Raw genomic sequence first — 16,749 nt, forward strand, 5'->3', positions numbered from 1 at the left:
AGTCCACGAGAGCATGTCGGTGGTTACGCTCCCGTAGCTACGATGGGCCGTATGAATGACGCGTTCCGCCCGCAAGAGCCCGCGAACAGCGCGGACTCCGAAGGTGGCGCAGACGGGACCGACAAGCCGGTGCACTCCGGCGGTTCTGCCGCCGCCACTCTGGAGTCCGCTGCGGCTGCCGTCACTTCGGCGGCTTCCAGGGGCGCCTCGGCGATCCCCGCGCTCATCAAGCCGCGGCTGCGCGGATGGCTGCACGCCGGGATGTTCCCCGCCGTGCTCGCCGCCGGCATCTTCCTGACCGCGCTCGCGGACAGCTCGCGCGGCCGTATCGCGTGCGCCGTCTACACCCTGACCGCCTGTCTGCTCTTCGGGGTGAGCGCCCTGTACCACCGGGGCGAGTGGGGGCCGCGGGCCAATGCCGTACTGCGGCGGCTCGACCACGCCAACATCTTCCTGATCATCGCCGGGACGTACACACCGCTGACGATCCTTCTGCTTCCCGACGGTTCCGGTTCGCCGCTGCTGTGGGGTGTCTGGGCGGCAGCCGTGCTCGGCATCGGCTTCCGGGTGTTCTGGGTCGGCGCTCCGCGGTGGCTCTACACGCCCTGCTACATCGCGATGGGCTGGGCCGCGGTCTTCTACCTGCCGGCGTTCCTGCGCGAGGGCGGCATCGCCGTGCTGGTGTGCGTGATCGTGGGTGGCGTGCTGTACAGCGCGGGAGGCGTCGTCTACGGCATCAAGCGGCCGAATCCGTCACCGCGGTGGTTCGGCTTCCACGAGGTGTTCCACTCCTTCACCCTGGCCGCCTTCGTCGTCCACTACGTGGGCATCTCGCTGGTCGCCTACCAGCACGACTAGCCCTCGCCCGCCGGGCGTCGCGAGCCGGTGAGCCCTTTCCGGTCACAGCACCAGCCCTAGCGGCCGAGCGGGGTGCGGCGTACCGAGCGGCCCGCGAGGACGTCCGTGCGGCGGCCGTCCTCGATGACGGGGCGGCCGTCGATCAGTACGTGCGGGATGCCCGTGGGCAGCACGCGCGGGTTGTCGTAGGTGGCGCCCGGTGCGACCGTGACCGGGTCGAAGAGCACGAGGTCCGCGCGGTAGCCCTCGCGGACCAGGCCGCGGTCGGGGAGGCGGAGCCGGGCGGCGGGGCGCGAGGTGAGGTGGGCGACGCACTCCTGGAGGGAGAGCACGCCCAATTCCCGTACGTAGCGGCCGAGATACTGCGGGAAGGTGCCGTACGCGCGGGGGTGCGGCTTGTCGCCCTGGAGGATGCCGTCGCTGCCGCCGGTGTGCGCGGGGTGGCGCATCATGTGCCGCACGTTCTCCTCGTGGCCCACGTGCTGGAGGATCGTCGAGCCCAGCCTGTCCTCGATCAGCAGCCGTCGGGCGGTGACGAACGGCTCCTCCCCGTTCTCGGCCGCGGACTCGGCGACCGTCCGGCCGACGTAGTGCGAGAGGGCCGGGTCGGAGACGCCCGAGATCTCGATGGTGCTCCAGTCCATGGGGACGCCGTGGCAGCCGTCGGCGCCCTCGACCTCCATGACGTGCCGGATGCGGACGCACGATTCCTCGTCCGAGAGGCGTTCCAGAATCGCCTCGGGTCCTCCCGCGCTCGCCCAGCTCGGCAGCATCGCCACGAGAGTCGTGCACCCGGGGGTGTACGGATACGTGTCGAGGGTGATGTCGGCGCCGGCGGCGAGCGCGCGGTCCAGGAGGCCGGTCAGCTCGGGTGCCCGGCCCTTGTTGACGCCGAAGTTCATGGTGGCGTGGGCGAGATGGAGTGCGCAGCCGGCGTCGCGGCTGAGCTCGATCATCTCCTCGTACGCCTGCAGCGCGCCCATGCCGTAGGAGCGGTGGTGCGGGCAGTAGTAGCCGCCGTACGCGGCCACCGTGCGGCACAGCTCGGTGAGTTCGGCGTCGGAGGCGTACATGCCGGGCGTGTAGGTGAGGCCGGAGGACATGCCGACCGCGCCCTGTTCCAGGCCCTCGGCGACGAGGCGCCGCATCTCCTCGGTCTCCGCACGCGTCGCGGGGCGGTCGTCCCAGCCGACGGCGAGCATGCGCACGGTGCCCTGCGGCACGAGGTAGGCGGCGTTGACGGCCGTGCCCTGGCGGTCGATGCGGTCGAGATAGCCGCCGACGGTGCGCCAGTCGAAGTCGAGGGAACCGGGCGAGGTGTCTCCGGGCGGACTCCCGTTCCAGCCGGTGATGGCGCTGCGTACCTCGGCGAGGGTGCGGTCGTCGACGGGCGCGTAGGAGAGCCCGTCCTGGCCGACGACTTCGAGGGTGACGCCCTGCGCGGCCTTCGCCGAGTGGTCCGGATCGCGCAGCAGGGCGAGGTCGGAGTGGGCGTGCATGTCGATGAAGCCGGGGGAGAGGACGAGACCCGTGGCGTCGAGCGTGCGCCGGGCTCCGGCGGGGCGGGCGCCGGGGCCGTCGGTCTCGCGGGTGACGGCGGTGATGCGGCCGTCCTCGACGGCGACGTCGGCGCGGTACGGAGCCGACGTCCCGGAGCCGTCGACGACGTCCGCGTTGCGGATGAGCAGGTCCATGGGGGCGATTCCCCTTCCGGGTGGGTGCGGACGGCCGCCCGTCAGAGGGCCGCGGGCTCAGCTGCGGGCTCAGCTGCGGAACTCAGAAGAAGGTGCGTACATATCCGGTGACGGTGCCGTCCGCGGTTGTCTCCGGGATGAGCTGCCACTTGTCGAAGATCGTGCACGGGTGGGAGAGCCCGAGGCCCACCCACTCCCCGACCTCGACGGGTGCCTCCGTACGGACCCACGCGTGCTGGTCGGAGAGCGCCGTGACGGTGATGCCGTCGGCGGGACGCGTGGCGCCGTCGAGGGAGCGGACCGTGTGGGGCTGCGGGAGGTGGAGGTCGAACGCCGCGTCGCGCTTGCCCGCGTTGAGGAACGCCTGGCCGGGTTCGGGCCGGGAGACGACCTGCGCCCAGAGCGTGAACGCCGCCTGCAGCGCGCCCTCTTCGGGCACGCGGTTGAAGGGCGTCTTCTCGCGGTACGCGCCGTCGTCGTGCGACACGTAGGCGCCCGAGCGGAGCAGCTTCAGCACCGGCCGGGAGAGCGGCGGCAGTTCGGCGAAGACGTCCGCGACGGCGTCGAACCAGGCGCTGCCGCCCGCGCTCACCACGATCTCGGAGAGCCCGTCGAAGCGGCCCGCGGCGTCGAACGCGGCGGCGAGTGCGGTCAGCCGTCGCAGCCAGGCCGTGACCGTCTCCGTGGAGGCGTCCGGGACTTCGCCCTCATAGCCCGCGACGCCGACGAGCCGGAGGGTGGGTGCCGCCGCGACCGCCGCGGCGATCGCCTCGCATTCGGCTTCGCTGCGCGCTCCCGTACGGGCGCCTTCGCCGGCCGCGAGCTCGACCACGACGTCGACGGGGCGCGAGGCACCCGCTTCCGCGAGGGCGGCGTCCATCAGCGCGACGCCCGCCGTGGAGTCCGCGTAGCAGACGAAGCGGAAGTCCGGGTCGGCGTCGAGCTCCTGGGAGATCCGGCGGAGCGCGGCGGGGTCGACGAGCTCGTTGGCGAGGAAGACGCGCGGAACCCCGAACGCCCGGGCCACGGCCACCTGATGGGGCACCGCCAGGGTGATCCCCCAGGCGCCGTGGGCCAGTTGGCGGTGGAAGAGCTGCGGGGCCATGGAGGTCTTGCCGTGCGGAGCGAAGGCGAGGCCGTGCCGCTGCGTGTACGTCTCCATGAGCGCCAAGTTGTGCTGGAGGCGCTCCGCGGAGAGCGCGAGCACCGGTGTGGTGAAGCCGCCGTCGAACAGGTTGCGGTGCTCCGCGGTGAGCGCGGCGACGGTGGCGCCCGCCGCGTCCGGAGGAAGCCCCTTGAAGCGGTGGTCGATGCGCTCCTCGGCGAGGGAGGCGAGCGGGTCCGCGCCGGCCATAGGGGGCTCCTACTCCGTTGCATCGGGTCATCGGGGAAGGTCGTTGCAGTGAATGCAACAAGCATTGCGTATTTCGCTCAAAGCTGTTTAGCATCCCGCCGAACACCCGTCAATCGATGAGGAGCGGATGCGGACAGTGGTACGCACCGACGTCGTCTGCCTCGGCGAATCCATGGTCACGTTCCTGCCCTCGCGGGCCGGACGGCTCGCGGACGTACCGTCCTTCGAGCGGGCCATCGGAGGCGCCGAGTCCAACGTGGCCTGCGCGCTTGCCGGTTCGGGACACTCCGTGCGGTGGGTCAGCCGCGTCGGGGCCGACGGCTTCGGCGACCACCTGGTGGAGGCGATCGCCGCACGCGGGGTCGATGTCGGAATTGTCGGGCGGGACGCGAGGCGTCCCACGGGCATCTACTTCCGTACGGAGGGCGAGCGGCCCACCACCCTGGAGGGCCCCGACGGGCGAGCGGCCGGTACCGAGGGCACCGGCGGTACCGCGCCCACCGGCGGTACGGCAGGCACCGCCGGGACCCAGGGCACCGCGGAAGTCGTCTACTACCGCGCCGGTTCCGCCGCTTCCGCCATGTCGCCGCACACCGTGGACCTCGCCGCCGTCGACGACGCCACCGTGCTGCACGTCACAGGCATCACCGCCGCGCTCTCCCCGGAGTGCCTGGAGCTGATGCGGCTGCTCACGGGCCCGCGCGCGGACCGTCCGCTCGTCTCCTTCGACGTGAACTACCGCGTCGGCCTGTGGGACCGCGCCGAGGGCGACCCCGCTCCCGGGCCCGGCGTGCTGCTCGAACTCGCCGCCGGCTGCGACCTCGTCTTCGTCGGCGAGGACGAGGCGGCCGCCGCCTGGGGCGTCACCGGGGGCCCGCCCGCGATAAGGGAGCTGCTGCCCGGGCCCGCGGTGCTCGTCGTCAAGCAGGGCGGCACGTGTGCGACCGCCTTCGTGCGGGAGGACGGCGGCCACGGCGGTGACCACGCCAGTGGTCACGGCGGTGGTCACGGCGGCGCGGGCGACACCGTGCACGCGGTGCCCGCCCTGCGGATCGACGTCGCCGATGCCGTGGGCGCGGGCGACGGGTTCGCCGCCGGCTTCCTCTCGGCCACGCTCCGCGGACTGCCCGTACGGGAGCGGCTGCGGCACGGACACCTCACCGCCGCGGCCGCCCTCACCGTGCCCGGGGACCTCGCGGAGCCGCCGCCGCGCGACGTCGCGGACCGGCTGGCCGCCCTGGACGACGAGGCGTGGGGAAGACTGCGCCTCGGCCCCGGGTGGAACACACAGAAGGCGAACGCCACATGAGCCAGACCGTCGACCGAGCGCTGAGCATCCTGCCCCTGCTGGCGGAGGGCCCCGCCAACCTGGAGCAGGTCGCGGGTCGGCTCGGGGTGCACAAGTCCACCGCGCTGCGGCTGCTGCGTACGCTCCACGAGCACGGCATCGTCCACCGCCAGCCCGACCAGCGCTACCGGCTGGGCACGCGGCTCTTCGCACTCGCCCAGCAGGCCGTGGAGAACCTGGACGTACGCGAGATAGCACATCCGCATCTGGTGGAGCTGAACGCGCAGACGGGGCACACCGTCCACCTCGCCGTCCACGAGGAGAACGAAGTCCTCTACATCGACAAGGTGGAGAGCCGCTACCCGGTACGGATGTACTCGCGCATCGGCAAACCCGTCGCGATCACGGTCGCCGCGGTCGCCAAGCTGCTGCTCGCCGATCTGCCCGAGCAGGAGCGCCGGGCGGTCGCGCAGCGGCTCGACTACCCCCGCTACACGGCCCGTTCGATCACCGACCCCGCGACCTTCCTCGCCGAGCTGGCGAAGGTGCGCGAACAGGGGTGGGCCACCGACCTGGGCGGCCACGAGGAGTCCATCAACTGCGTCGGCGCCCCCGTGCGCGGACCGGACGGGCGTGCCGTCGCCGCCATGTCCGTGTCGGCGCCGAACGTCGTCGTCAGCGCGGACGAACTCCTCACCCTCCTCCCGCTGGTGCGGCGCACCGCCGACGCCATCAGCGACGAGTACTCCGGAAGAACCCCATCCCCCGACAACACGGAACGGCAGCGATGAGCGAGAACATGAGCGAGAACATGAGCGAGAAGGGGGCCAAGACGGCCCTCACGCCCTCCACCCACACCACTCCGCCCGCGAAGTTCTCGCACGGCGTGCGCAAGGGGAACATCCTTCAGGTCTCCGGACAGGTCGGCTTCGGCCCGGCCGTCCCCGGCCAGGCGCCCACGCCCGTCGGTCCGGGACTGCGCGAGCAGACGCTGCGCACGCTCGCCAACGTCGAGGCCGTGCTCCGGGAGGGCGGGGCGAGCTGGGAGGACGTGGTGATGATCCGCGTCTATCTCACCGACACCGGCCACTTCCCCGAACTCAACGAGATCTACAACGAGTTCTTCGCCGACCTCACCGAGGCCCCGGCGGCCCGTACGACCGTCTACGTCGGCCTGCCGGCCGGGCTGCTCGTCGAGATCGACGCGCTCGCCGTACTGGGCTGAGGCGGAGCACCGGCACAAGTGCCACCGGCCCGCGCGTGCCCCTTAGTCCCTGAGCGCGGTGCCCGAAAGGGCTCCGCGCACACCCCCCGCATGTCCGAACTCCCCATCAGAGCAGAGCTGCCCACACAGAAACCCCGAGGTCCACCAACATGCTGCTCGCATCCGCGTCCGAGAAGGCGCCACCCCACACCGGCGGTCTGCTCGCCCTCATAGGCGGCACCCCGGGGCTGCTGCTCGTCGCAGGCCTGGGGATCCTGCTGCTGCTCTTCCTCATCATCAAGCTCCGGGTGCAGCCGTTCGTCGCACTGCTGGGCGTCTCCATAGCCGTCGGTCTGGCGGCCGGGCTCTCGGTGACCGAACTCTTCGGCACGGTGCAGAAATCCGAGGCCGTCTCCCTCATCGAGGACGGCATGGGCGGCATCCTCGGCCACGTCGCCATCATCATCGGGCTCGGCACGATGCTGGGGGCGATACTCGAGGTCAGCGGTGGCGCCGAGGCTCTCTCCGGCCGTCTGCTGGCCCTCTTCGGAGAGAAGCGCGCACCGCTGGCCATGGGCCTCACGGGCCTCATCTTCGGTATTCCGGTCTTCTTCGACGTCGGCATCTTCGTCCTCGCGCCGATCGTCTACGCCGCAGCCAAGCGCTCCGGCAAATCGATCATCCTCTACTCGATGCCGCTGCTCGCCGGCCTGTCGATGACGCACGCGTTCCTGCCGCCCCACCCCGGTCCGGTCGCCGCGGCCGGGCTGCTGAAGGTCGACCTCGGCTGGGTCATCCTGATGGGCATCGTCACCGGCATCCCGGCCGTGCTCGCCGCCTGGGGGTACTCGGCCTGGATCGGCAACCGCCTCTTCGTCGAGGTGCCGCACGACATGGTCGAGGCGGCGGAGGAGGCCAAGGCGGCCGTCGCGGCGGAGCAGAAGGCGGCGGGGGTCGCCGCGGAACGGCCCGTGTCGCTGACCGTCGTGCTCGGCATCATCGGCACCCCGCTGGTGCTGATCCTGCTGGCGACGTTCTCGTCCATCGCGCTCGACCCCTCGACGCTCCGCTCCGTCATCGAGTTCTTCGGGCACCCCTTCGTTGCGCTGACGATCGCGCTCCTCCTGGCCTACTGGCTGCTCGGCCTGCGGCGCGGCTGGTCGCGTCAGTCGCTGGAGACGGTCTCCACGTCCTCGCTCAAGCCGATCGGCAACATCCTGCTCGTCGTGGGTGCGGGCGGCGTCTTCGGCGCGGTGCTGGACGGCAGCGGCGTCGCGCAGGCGCTGTCGGACACCTTCGGGGACGCGGGGCTGCCCGTGATCGTCCTGTCCTACCTGCTCTCACTGGTGCTGCGGGTCGCACAGGGCTCGGCGACCGTCGCGATCGTCACCACGGCGGGGATCGTGGCGCCGCTGCTGTCCGCCGGGGACTACTCGCAGCCGCACATCGCGCTGGTCATCATGGCGATCTCGGCGGGCTCCATCTTCGCCTCGCACGTCAACGACGGCGGATTCTGGATCGTCTCGAAGTACTTCGGCATCTCGGAGCGGGACACGCTGAAGTCGTGGACGGTGCTGGAGTCCGTCCTGTCGGTTGCGGGCTTCGCCGTGGCCGCCGTGATCAGTCCGTTCGTCTAGCGGCATCCGGCGGCCGGGCCGGGCGCAGGTGCCGGCCGGCGGATCCCTCTCTCCTCCGGGGCCCACGCGCCCCCCGATGGAATTCCACCTTCCGTTTCTGGGGGCGTTGTTGGGGTCTTGTGGGGGTGCCGCTTTGGGCCAAGAATGCACGGCGTCACCCCCGACGAATCACATTCACGAGATTCGGCTAAGGAGAGGAACCCCCCACCATGAAGAGACCTCTCGTCGGCGCCCTGGCAACGGCGTTCTTCGGAGCGGCAGCCGTCACCGGGTTCGCCGCGGCCCCGGCGTCGGCGGCGGAAGCCCCGTCCTCGCCCGAGGCCGCCGCCGCCCCGGACTTCGCGGGCACGGTCGCGCTCAGCAACTGTTCGGGCTCGCTGGTGAAGATGCCCGGCTCCAAGGCCTCCGACCCGGGGCTGGTGCTCTCGAACGGGCACTGCCTTGAGGAAGGCATGCCGGAGCCGGGGAAGGTCGTCGTCGACCAGCCCTCGTCGCGCAGCTTCACGCTCCTCGACGCCGGCGGCGGCGACGCGGGCACGCTGAAGTCCACGAAGATCGCCTACGGGACGATGACGGACACCGACGTCTCCCTCTACGAACTCGACTCCACGTACGAGGAGATCAAGAAGGACACGGGCATCGACCCGCTGGAGGTGCAGGCGGAGCATCCCGAACAGGGCACCGCCATCACCGTCGTCTCCGGTTACTGGAAGGAGACCTTCAGCTGTTCCATCGACGCCTTCGTGCCCGAGCTGCGCGAGGACGGCTGGACCATGAAGGACTCCCTCCGCTACACCGAGGAGTGCGAGACCAAGGGCGGCACGTCGGGCTCGCCGGTCGTCGACGACTCCACCGGCAAGATCGTCGGGGTCAACAACACCCGCAACGAGAACGGCGAGGAGTGCACCCTCAACAACCCGTGCGAGGTGGACGAGAACGGCAAGGTCACCGTCCACGAGGGCATCGCGTACGGACAGCAGACGCACACCCTCACCAGCTGCATCGCCGCCGGCAACAAGGTCGACCTGAGCCTGCCGGACTGCAAGCTGCCGAAGCCGTAGAGGAAAGGCCGGCCAGGCCCTGAACGCCGGGCCGCAGTTCGGAGCCCGGCAGCTGCCGGCCGGTGGCGTGGTGCGGCGGCACCACGCCACCGGCACGGCGGTGACTCCCGTATGCGGCCCTCGGGGGTGTTGACCACCTCCCGGACGAGCGACGCCCCCGGACACTGCCGTCCGGGGGCGTCGCGTGCGTACGGGGAGGTGGGGGACACCCCGCAGCAGCCTGGCGGGCGCAGATGCGCCGGGGCGGGACCTCGGGGTCTCCCTTACGGCAGCGCGTCCACGTGCGGGCCGACCGTGCCGGACCAGCTGTTGCCGTTCGAGGCGTCCCAGTTGGTGGACCAGGTCATCGCGCCGCGGATGCCGGGGTAGGTCTTGTCGGGCTTGAAGCTCCCGCAGTTGGTGCCCTTGGCCAGGCAGTCCAGGGCGTCGGTCACCACGCCCGGCTCGACGTGACCGGAGCCCGCGGCGCTGGAGGAGGCCGGGGTGCCGATGCCGACCTGCGAGGGGTCGAGGCCGCCTTCGAGCTGGATGCAGGCGAGTGCGGTGAGGAAGTCGACGCCGCCCTGCGCGTAGGTCTTGCCGTCGCAGCCGTTCATCGAACCGCTGTTGTAGTACTGCATGTTGACGACCGTCAGGTAGTCCTTGATGTTCAGCGCGGTCTTGAAGTACTCGTTCGACGTCGACTGCATGTCGATGGTCTGCGGGGCCATCGTCACCACCACGTCGCTCTTCTTGCTGTGGATGGCGTCCAGGGCCTTGGTCATGTACGTCGAGTTGAGGCCGTTCTCCAGGTCGATGTCGACTCCGTCGAAGCCGTACTCGTCCATGAGCGAGACGATGCTGTCGGCGAAGGCCGAGGCCGAGGCGTCGTCGGCGACGCTGACGGCGCCCTTCTCGCCGCCGACCGAGACGATCACCGACTTGCCCGCGTCGTGCTTGGCCTTGATGTCGGCCTTGAAGTCGTCCTCGGAGCCGTAGCCCGTCGCCGGGTCCAGCTTGAAGTCGACCTGGCCCGGTGTGCCCGTGGCGTCGGCGAAGGCCACGGCGATGATGTCGTAGTCGTCCGGCACATCCGAGAGCTTCTGTTTGGCCGCTCCGTTGTCGAAGTTCTGCCAGTAGCCGGTGACGGCGTGTGCGGGGACCGCCGAAGCGCCCACGGCGCGGCCGGTGTCCTGGGAAGGGGCCGGGCCGGCGTTCGCCGTTCCGGCCGCGACCAGTCCGCAGACCGTCAGTGCCGCTGCTGCGACCGCGGCGAGGACGCGCGGACGCGTACGGGGGTGGGACAGGAATCTTGCGCGTGCCACAACTGCCTCCGGGGTGGGGGGAGATGGGGGAGGGAAAGTGCTGAGTGTGGTGCGCGGGGCCCTGCGCTTCGCTGACAACATGGTCCAGACCAATCTGGTTGTCAAGACCTTTGACAGCCGTCCTGGGCCTTGTATTGATCGTCTTCGGGGGATTGGATGCGCCGGGCAGACCTCTTGAGGGGACGAGCACGAAGGCGGTCGGAGATGGCAACCGAGGACAACAAGCAGAGCGGAGCCGGGACCACCCCGGCCCCCTCCTCCAGCGAGGAGACACGGCCGCCCGTACGGAAGGCGAGCTGGAAGCTGGTCGGGCCCGGCATCGTCGTCGCGGCGACCGGCGTCGGCGCCGGTGACCTGGTCTCCACGCTGATCGCGGGCAGCAAGTACGGCTACACCCTGATGTGGGCCGCGGTGATCGGCTGCATCGTCAAGATCGCGCTGGCCGAGGCGACGGGCCGCTGGCACCTGGCCACCGGCCGCACCATCTTCGACGGATGGCGGTCGCTGGGCTCGTGGACGACCGTCTACTTCGCGATATACGTCGTCGTGTGGGGATTCGTCTACGGCGGTACCGCCATGTCCTCCTCCGGGCTCCCCCTGGAGGCGCTCTTCCCGGGCGTTCTCGACCTCAAGGGATGGGCGATCATCACCGGCCTCGTCGGCCTCGCCTTCGTCTGGTTCAACCGCTACGCCGTCTTCGAGAAGGTCATGACGGTGATGGTCGGCATCATGTTCGTGGTCGTCGTCTACGTGGCGATCCTCGTCTCGCCCGACATCGGCGCCGCCTTCGCCGGGCTCGCCCCGGTGCTGCCGGACGGCTCGGTCCTCTACACCCTGGGCCTCATCGGCGGCGTCGGCGGCACCATCACGATGGCCGCCTACGGATACTGGGTGAACGCCAAGGGCTGGACCGACAGCGGCTGGATGAAGATGATGCGGCTCGACAACCGCGTCGCCTACATCACCACCGGCGTCTTCGTCGTCGCCATGCTGATCGTCGGAGCGGAGCTGCTGCACTCCGCGAACATCGCGATCGCGGAGGGCGACAAGGGCCTCTCCGACCTCGGGAACGTACTGGAGGACCGCTTCGGCGCCTTCACCTCGGTCCTCTTCCTCATCGGCTTCTTCGCCACGTCCTTCACGTCGCTGGTCGGCGTGTGGCACGGCGTGAGCCTGATGTTCGCCGACTTCGTCGAGCGGATGCGCGCCGCCCGCAAAGCGGACGGCGAGGGCGACGGCGATCAGGCGGTCGCCGCGGTGGCCGGCGGTCAGCGCGAGAAGTCGCTGCCCTTCCGCGCGTACCTGCTGTGGCTGACCTTCCCGCCGATGACGCTGCTCTGGCTGGAGCAGCCCTTCGGCCTGGTCGTGGCCTACGGCGTGCTGGGCGCGTTCTTCATGCCGTTCCTCGCGTTCACCCTCATGTGGCTGCTCAACACCAGCCGCACGCCGCGTGAATGGCGCAACGGCATTCTCAGCAACGTGATGCTCTTCGCGTCCGGGATGCTCTTCATCGTGCTGTGCGTGCAGCAGGTCAGGGAGATTCCCTGGTAGGACGCCGAAGCCCCGGGCGCTTCCGCGGCCGCGCGGACGACCGCCGCGCAAGTACCTCGCCTTTGCCCGATTGACTGACGGACAGGGCGGGGTATGGCAGGGGAGCGACCGGGGCAGAAGCTGTTCCGAGGTCTGGGCTCCGCCCGTATGGTGTGGTGTCGTCAGATCAACATGACGATCGGGTACTTGGGCCGCGGGCCCGACACAGAGCGCTCGGGGGCGGGGATGACCACTGCGATAGCAGTCACCAGCCACAGCCACATGCTGCCCCCGCCCGACCGGCACACACCGCGTGCACACGTCTTCGAGCCGCCGGACGAGCAGCCGTTCGACGTGGCGCTCGCCCAGACGCAGCGACTGCTCGAACAGCACGGCCACATGATCGTCGTCCATCCCACGACGCTGCCGAAGGCCTTCCTGCACAGACTCCACGCCATCCGTTCCGTCCTGGAGACCGACCGGATCGCGCTGATGCCGACGGCGCTGCCGCCGCTGGGTACGGGTGTCCTCGTACGGCAGTTGAGGCAGTTGTCGCTTTGCGAGTTCAGTCCGGGCGTGCTCGGCGCGTCCGTACGGCTCCTGGCGCACTACATCTACGCGGGTGCGCTGCTGAACTCCGTGGCGAAGCTCGACCATCTGCCGGTCTCCTACACCGAGCACGCCAGGTCCTGGAATCCCAAGGCCCAGTTCGCGGTGCTGGCGACGCCCACGCCGCAGCTCGTCCGCACCGACAGCGGTGCCCGCGGCGTGGCCAGGGCCGCGCTCACGGGACCGCAGTTCCCCACGCACCTCACCTATGCCGACGGCCAGCTCAACTCCGACTGGGTCACGAGCCTGCTGGCTCCGCAGTGGCGCGTCGGTCAGGTGCACGAGGCGTATCTGCCCGCGGAGTCGGCGCGCTGGTGGGGTACCGGCAAGCTCGTCGAGTTCGCGGCCGCGATCCCCGACGTCTCGGTGCTCTACCGGCTCGTTTCCTCCGTACGCCGGGACGAATGCCACTGGTGCGGGCTCGAACTGATCGGGGACCGCTGCGCGTTCTGCGCGGCCCCCGCCCCGTTCGGGTCCGGTTCGCGCAGGGCCGCGGCCGTGCGCGCGGCTCCGGCCCGCAGCCGCCCCGGCTCCGCCCTCACCTCCCGCATCGCCCCCGGTCCCGGTGATCCCGGAGCCGGCTCCGGCGGTTCCGCACCCGGCTCCGGCAGGGACGGCGCCGGTGACCGTGCGGACACCCCCGCCAGGGGCGGCGCGGGGCTCGGTGCGTTCCTCATGCAGAAGCACGCCGCGGCAGCGCAGAAGCAGGCCGCTGCCGCACGTTCCGAACCGCAGTCCAGTCACGCCGTTGTCGCCGATCCCCGAGGTCTGTAGTCCATGAATTCACGCCAGCGCCGTGGCGTCATCCTGCTGGTCGTCTCCGTCCTGTGTGCCCTGGCGGCGTTCGGGGGCGTGCTGGCGTTCATACGCGACGTGGAGTCGAAGGTCGGCTCCGAGAAGACGGCGTACAAGCTCAAGACGGACGTTCCGCCGTACAAGTCGCTGAGCGCGGAGCAGTTCGACAAGGTGTCCGTGCCGGACCGCTGGCTGCCGGACACCGCGGTCACCGACCTCGACGAGGTGCGCGGCAAGGTCGCCACCAACGAGCTGCGCAAGGGATCGCTGCTGCAGACGGACATGATGGACGACCGGCCCGGACTGAAGCCGGGCCAGCAGGAGATCGCCATCATGATCGACGCCGAGACGGGCGTCGCCGGCAAGATCAACCCGGGCAGCCGCGTCAACATCTTCGCCACCTTCGAGGGCGAGCAGCAGACAGCCGGCAAGGGCAAGGAACCGAACCAGTCGAAGGTCATCGTCAGCGAGGCGGAGGTCATCGACGTCGGGAAGCTCACCCCGTTCAAGGACGCCGGCCAGGACGAGCGCGACCGGCAGCGCGAACGGGACGGCGTCCCGATCACCTTCGCCCTCTCCACGGAGGACGCCCAGCGCGTCGCGTACGCCGAATCCTTCGCGGAGCACGTCCGGCTCGCCCTCGTGGCTCCCGGCGACGGCAACGACATCCCCGAGAGCGACCGCACGTACACGCTCGACGGGGACAAGTGAGGCAGGTCAGCCCATGGTCACCCGCATTCAGCCAGCCGTAAGCGACCCGGAGGCAGCCAGGTCGGTCGGCGGTCTGCTCAGTCAGCTGCCCGACAGCGAGCCGGTACCGGCCGTCGTCGACTCCACCCAACTGCTGGACTCCCTCGCGCGGCTGGCGGAAGGCACGGTCGCGGATCTGCCCGAGGTCGTGCTCGTACACGAACTCATCCGTCCCATGCCGGCGTTGGAGCTGATCCGTGAGATCGCCCTCCGCTTCCCGGCCGTCGGCGTCGTACTCATCACGCGCGACACCAGCCAGCCGCTCTATTCGGCGGCGATGGACGCCGGGGCGCGCGGTGTTCTCGGGCTGCCCCTGAGCTATGACGATCTCGCAGCGCGGGTGGGCGCCGCGGCGTCGTGGGCCGTGGGCGTACGGAAGCACCTGGGCGGCATCCCGGACGAGACGGCCGGTCCGGGCGGCACCGTCGTCGCCGTCACCGGTGCCAAGGGAGGAGTCGGGACGACGCTGACCGCGGTCCAACTGGCCCTCGCGGCACAGGCGTCGGGGCGCGGCACCGCACTCGTGGACATGGATCTGCAGTCCGGGGACGTCGCCTCGTATCTGGACGTGCAGTTCCGGCGTTCGGCGGCCGACCTCGCCGGCATCGCCGACATCTCCGCGCGGGTGCTCCAGGACGCGCTCTTCGCACACGAGTCGGGGCTCGGGCTGCTCCTCGCCCCCGGGGAGGGCGAGCGGGGCGAGGAGGTCGACGACCGCGCGGCCCGTCAGATCATCGCCGCGCTCAGGGCCCGCTACGACATCGTCGTGATCGACTGCGGCACCCAGCTCAACGCCGCCAACGCCGCGGCGATCGAGACCTCCGACAGCGCGGTGCTGGTGACGACGCCGGACGTCGTGGCCGTACGGGCCGCCAAGCGCATGGTCCGGATGTGGGACCGGCTTCAGATCCGCAAGGCGGAGGAGACCGTCACCCTCGTCAACCGCATCTCGAAGTTCACCGAGATCCAGCCGCCGCTGATCGCCCGTATCGTCGGGACACCCGTTGCCGGGACGACGATTCCCGCCAACTACAAGGAACTTCAGAGCGCCGTGGACGCAGGGCGCATCCAGGACCTCGAAGCCCGTGGTTCCGTCAAGCAGGCTCTGTGGTCGTTCGCCGGCGAGCTGGGACTGAGCACGGCCGCGGAAGCGTCGAGCGGCACCGGCAGGCACAGCAAGGGCGGCGGCAGGGGCGCCAGGGCCGCGAAGGGGCAGGCGGGGCAGCCCAAGCAGGTGCTGCCTCCGGCGGGCTCCGGCCCGGGCGGGCGCGCGCTGCCGCCGGGCGGTGCGCCGGGTACGGGGTCCGGCGCGCAGCCGGGCACGGCGTCCGGCGGCCAGGCGGGCACGGCGTCGGGCGGCCAGGCGGGCAGGCAGGGGCAGGCGGCGCCGGGGCAGTCAGGCCCGGGAGCGCCACGCGCCGCGGCGGCACGTCCCGGCCCCGGAGGGATGCCGCCCCGTCCCCGGCACGCACCGGCCAGCGCGGGCACCGGCAGGGACGCGGCCGGCCGGCAGGCGCTGCCGCCCGGCGCGTCGAGCCGCACGCTCGGTGCTTCCCACGACGCGCCCAGGGCAGGCGACCACGGGGACCCGGACCTGGACGTGGACCACCGTGACCGCGACCACCGCAGTCCGCTCGAACACAACAGCGCGGCGCCCTTCCACACCCGTACGCGCGTGGGGCCGGTGGGACCCGAGGCCGGACGCGTACCGGGCAGGCCCGCGGCGCCGCCTGTGGACGACCTCGACGACGAGGGCGAGACGAGCGTCTGGGGTGAACGGGGCGCCGTGACCCTGGAGTTCGCCGGAATGGCACCCGTGGTGCTCGCCGTCCTGGCGGTCCTGTGGCAGTGCGTACTGGTCGGCTACACGTTCTCGCTCGCCGGCAACGCCGCCGACGAGGCGGCACGAGCGGCGACCGCGGCCGCCTCGACGGGCGACGCGGAGGGCGCCTGCGAGTCGGCGGCGACCAAGCACCTGCCCGACGAGTGGCGGGACAACTCGGCGGTCAGCTGCAACCTCGACGGCCATCTGTGGAAGGCCGACGTCGACCTGTCGGCACCCGTCCTCTTCCCCGGCGCGGGGAAGCTTCCCTTCAGCGTCACCGGCACGGCCGGCGCCGCGGAGGAGGGGTGAGCGCGGCATGAGGCGCCTGCGGTGGAGACGGACGGCACCGGGGCCGGTACCGGGCCGGACGGCAGCGGCAGGGGCAGCCGCGGAGGCGGTACGGCCTGCGACCAGGGTGGTACGGGCGCGCACGGCGCGAGCCGCACGCGTACGGACCCGCCTGCGGGGCGGCGCCGGACGCGAACGCGGCGCGTCCAGCCTGGAGCTCGCGGGGATGATGCCCCTGCTCCTGCTGGTGGCCATGGCCGCGATCCAGCTCGGCGTCGCGGGTTACGCCGTACAGCAGGCCGGTACGGGAGCCCGCGCCGCAGCCCGCATCGCGAGCCAGGAGGACATCGCCGAGGACTACGCGGCGTCGGGCAAGGCGGCCATGTCCGAGTGGACGGCGTCCAGGAGCAGTTTCGACCTCGGAGGGGGCGAGGACGAGGTACGGGTGACCACCACCGTCACCATTCCCTCCGTCGTCCCCGGCGTGGACGACTTCGGCGACGCGTCGCGCTCGGCGACGATGCCGCGCGACTGACCGGGCCGACGTGGAGC

At 71.0% G+C, this 16,749-nt stretch carries 14 protein-coding genes and 1 pseudogene; 12 read left to right on the forward strand and 3 right to left on the reverse strand.

The genetic code is table 11. From position 1 onward, the window contains the following. The first annotated feature begins 159 nt into the window (after window positions 1-159). Window positions 160-858, forward strand: coding sequence for a PAQR family membrane homeostasis protein TrhA (gene trhA, locus AN215_RS22980; RefSeq protein WP_070011445.1), 699 nt, complete (start codon window positions 160-162; stop codon window positions 856-858). 56 nt (window positions 859-914) lie between these two features. On the opposite strand, the gene AN215_RS22985 is transcribed toward trhA, so the two are convergent. Then, window positions 915-2,552: an N-acyl-D-amino-acid deacylase family protein gene (locus AN215_RS22985; RefSeq protein ID WP_070011188.1), complete on the reverse strand. Its 1,638-nt coding sequence runs from the start codon at window positions 2,550-2,552 to the stop codon at window positions 915-917. Window positions 2,553-2,634: 82 nt separating this feature from the next. Continuing rightward, a complete protein-coding gene (locus AN215_RS22990; RefSeq protein ID WP_070011187.1) occupies window positions 2,635-3,906 on the reverse strand; it encodes an alanine racemase in 1,272 nt (423 codons plus the stop codon). A 127-nt stretch (window positions 3,907-4,033) separates the two neighbouring features. Between AN215_RS22990 and AN215_RS22995 the strand changes: the two genes are divergently transcribed. The 5 genes from AN215_RS22995 (at window position 4,034) to AN215_RS23015 (ending at window position 9,096) form a co-directional block, all read left to right on the forward strand. Beyond that, window positions 4,034-5,215 carry a sugar kinase gene (locus tag AN215_RS22995; RefSeq protein WP_070011186.1) on the forward strand — a complete coding sequence of 394 codons (1,182 nt, stop codon included), beginning with the start codon at window positions 4,034-4,036 and terminating at the stop codon, window positions 5,213-5,215. Next, window positions 5,212-5,985, forward strand: a complete 774-nt coding sequence (locus AN215_RS23000; protein ID WP_070011185.1) for an IclR family transcriptional regulator — start codon at window positions 5,212-5,214, stop codon at window positions 5,983-5,985. The genes AN215_RS22995 and AN215_RS23000 overlap by 4 nt, the downstream gene beginning before the upstream one ends. 20 nt (window positions 5,986-6,005) lie before the next feature. Next, window positions 6,006-6,419 (forward strand): RidA family protein, encoded by a 414-nt coding sequence (locus tag AN215_RS23005; RefSeq protein WP_070011444.1) that lies wholly within the window; start codon window positions 6,006-6,008, stop codon window positions 6,417-6,419. Between the two features lie 149 nt (window positions 6,420-6,568). Then, on the forward strand, window positions 6,569-8,035 hold the full coding sequence (locus tag AN215_RS23010; RefSeq protein ID WP_070011184.1) for a GntP family permease: 1,467 nt from the start codon (window positions 6,569-6,571) through the stop codon (window positions 8,033-8,035). Window positions 8,036-8,244: 209 nt separating this feature from the next. Further along, window positions 8,245-9,096: a S1 family peptidase gene (locus AN215_RS23015; RefSeq protein ID WP_070011183.1), complete on the forward strand. Its 852-nt coding sequence runs from the start codon at window positions 8,245-8,247 to the stop codon at window positions 9,094-9,096. A gap of 263 nt (window positions 9,097-9,359) precedes the next feature. On the opposite strand, the gene AN215_RS23020 is transcribed toward AN215_RS23015, so the two are convergent. Next, on the reverse strand, window positions 9,360-10,400 hold the full coding sequence (locus AN215_RS23020; RefSeq protein ID WP_070011182.1) for a chitinase: 1,041 nt from the start codon (window positions 10,398-10,400) through the stop codon (window positions 9,360-9,362). A gap of 204 nt (window positions 10,401-10,604) precedes the next feature. On the opposite strand from AN215_RS23020, the gene AN215_RS23025 reads away from it, so the two are divergent. From AN215_RS23025 to AN215_RS30695, 6 genes and pseudogenes are all read left to right on the forward strand, one after another. After that, the gene (locus AN215_RS23025) at window positions 10,605-11,951 is read left to right on the forward strand and encodes an Nramp family divalent metal transporter (RefSeq protein ID WP_070011181.1); all 1,347 of its coding nucleotides are present in this window, start codon (window positions 10,605-10,607) and stop codon (window positions 11,949-11,951) included. Between the two features lie 225 nt (window positions 11,952-12,176). Continuing rightward, window positions 12,177-13,313, forward strand: coding sequence for a hypothetical protein (locus AN215_RS23030; protein WP_216093837.1), 1,137 nt, complete (start codon window positions 12,177-12,179; stop codon window positions 13,311-13,313). Between the two features lie 3 nt (window positions 13,314-13,316). Continuing rightward, complete coding sequence (gene cpaB, locus AN215_RS23035; RefSeq protein ID WP_070011179.1) at window positions 13,317-14,045, forward strand: Flp pilus assembly protein CpaB; 729 nt, start codon at window positions 13,317-13,319, stop codon at window positions 14,043-14,045. Between the two features lie 13 nt (window positions 14,046-14,058). Further along, a pseudogene (locus AN215_RS30505) lies at window positions 14,059-15,229 on the forward strand (CpaE/TadZ family protein); the annotation flags it as partial. A 302-nt stretch (window positions 15,230-15,531) separates the two neighbouring features. Next, window positions 15,532-16,218 carry a TadE/TadG family type IV pilus assembly protein gene (locus AN215_RS30690; RefSeq protein ID WP_275521603.1) on the forward strand — a complete coding sequence of 229 codons (687 nt, stop codon included), beginning with the start codon at window positions 15,532-15,534 and terminating at the stop codon, window positions 16,216-16,218. Window positions 16,219-16,225: 7 nt separating this feature from the next. Continuing rightward, window positions 16,226-16,732, forward strand: coding sequence for a TadE family protein (locus AN215_RS30695; protein WP_079123333.1), 507 nt, complete (start codon window positions 16,226-16,228; stop codon window positions 16,730-16,732). Window positions 16,733-16,749 lie beyond the last annotated feature (17 nt).

The sequence above is a fragment of the Streptomyces abyssalis genome (assembly GCF_001751365.1).
Classification (GTDB): domain Bacteria; phylum Actinomycetota; class Actinomycetes; order Streptomycetales; family Streptomycetaceae; genus Streptomyces; species Streptomyces abyssalis.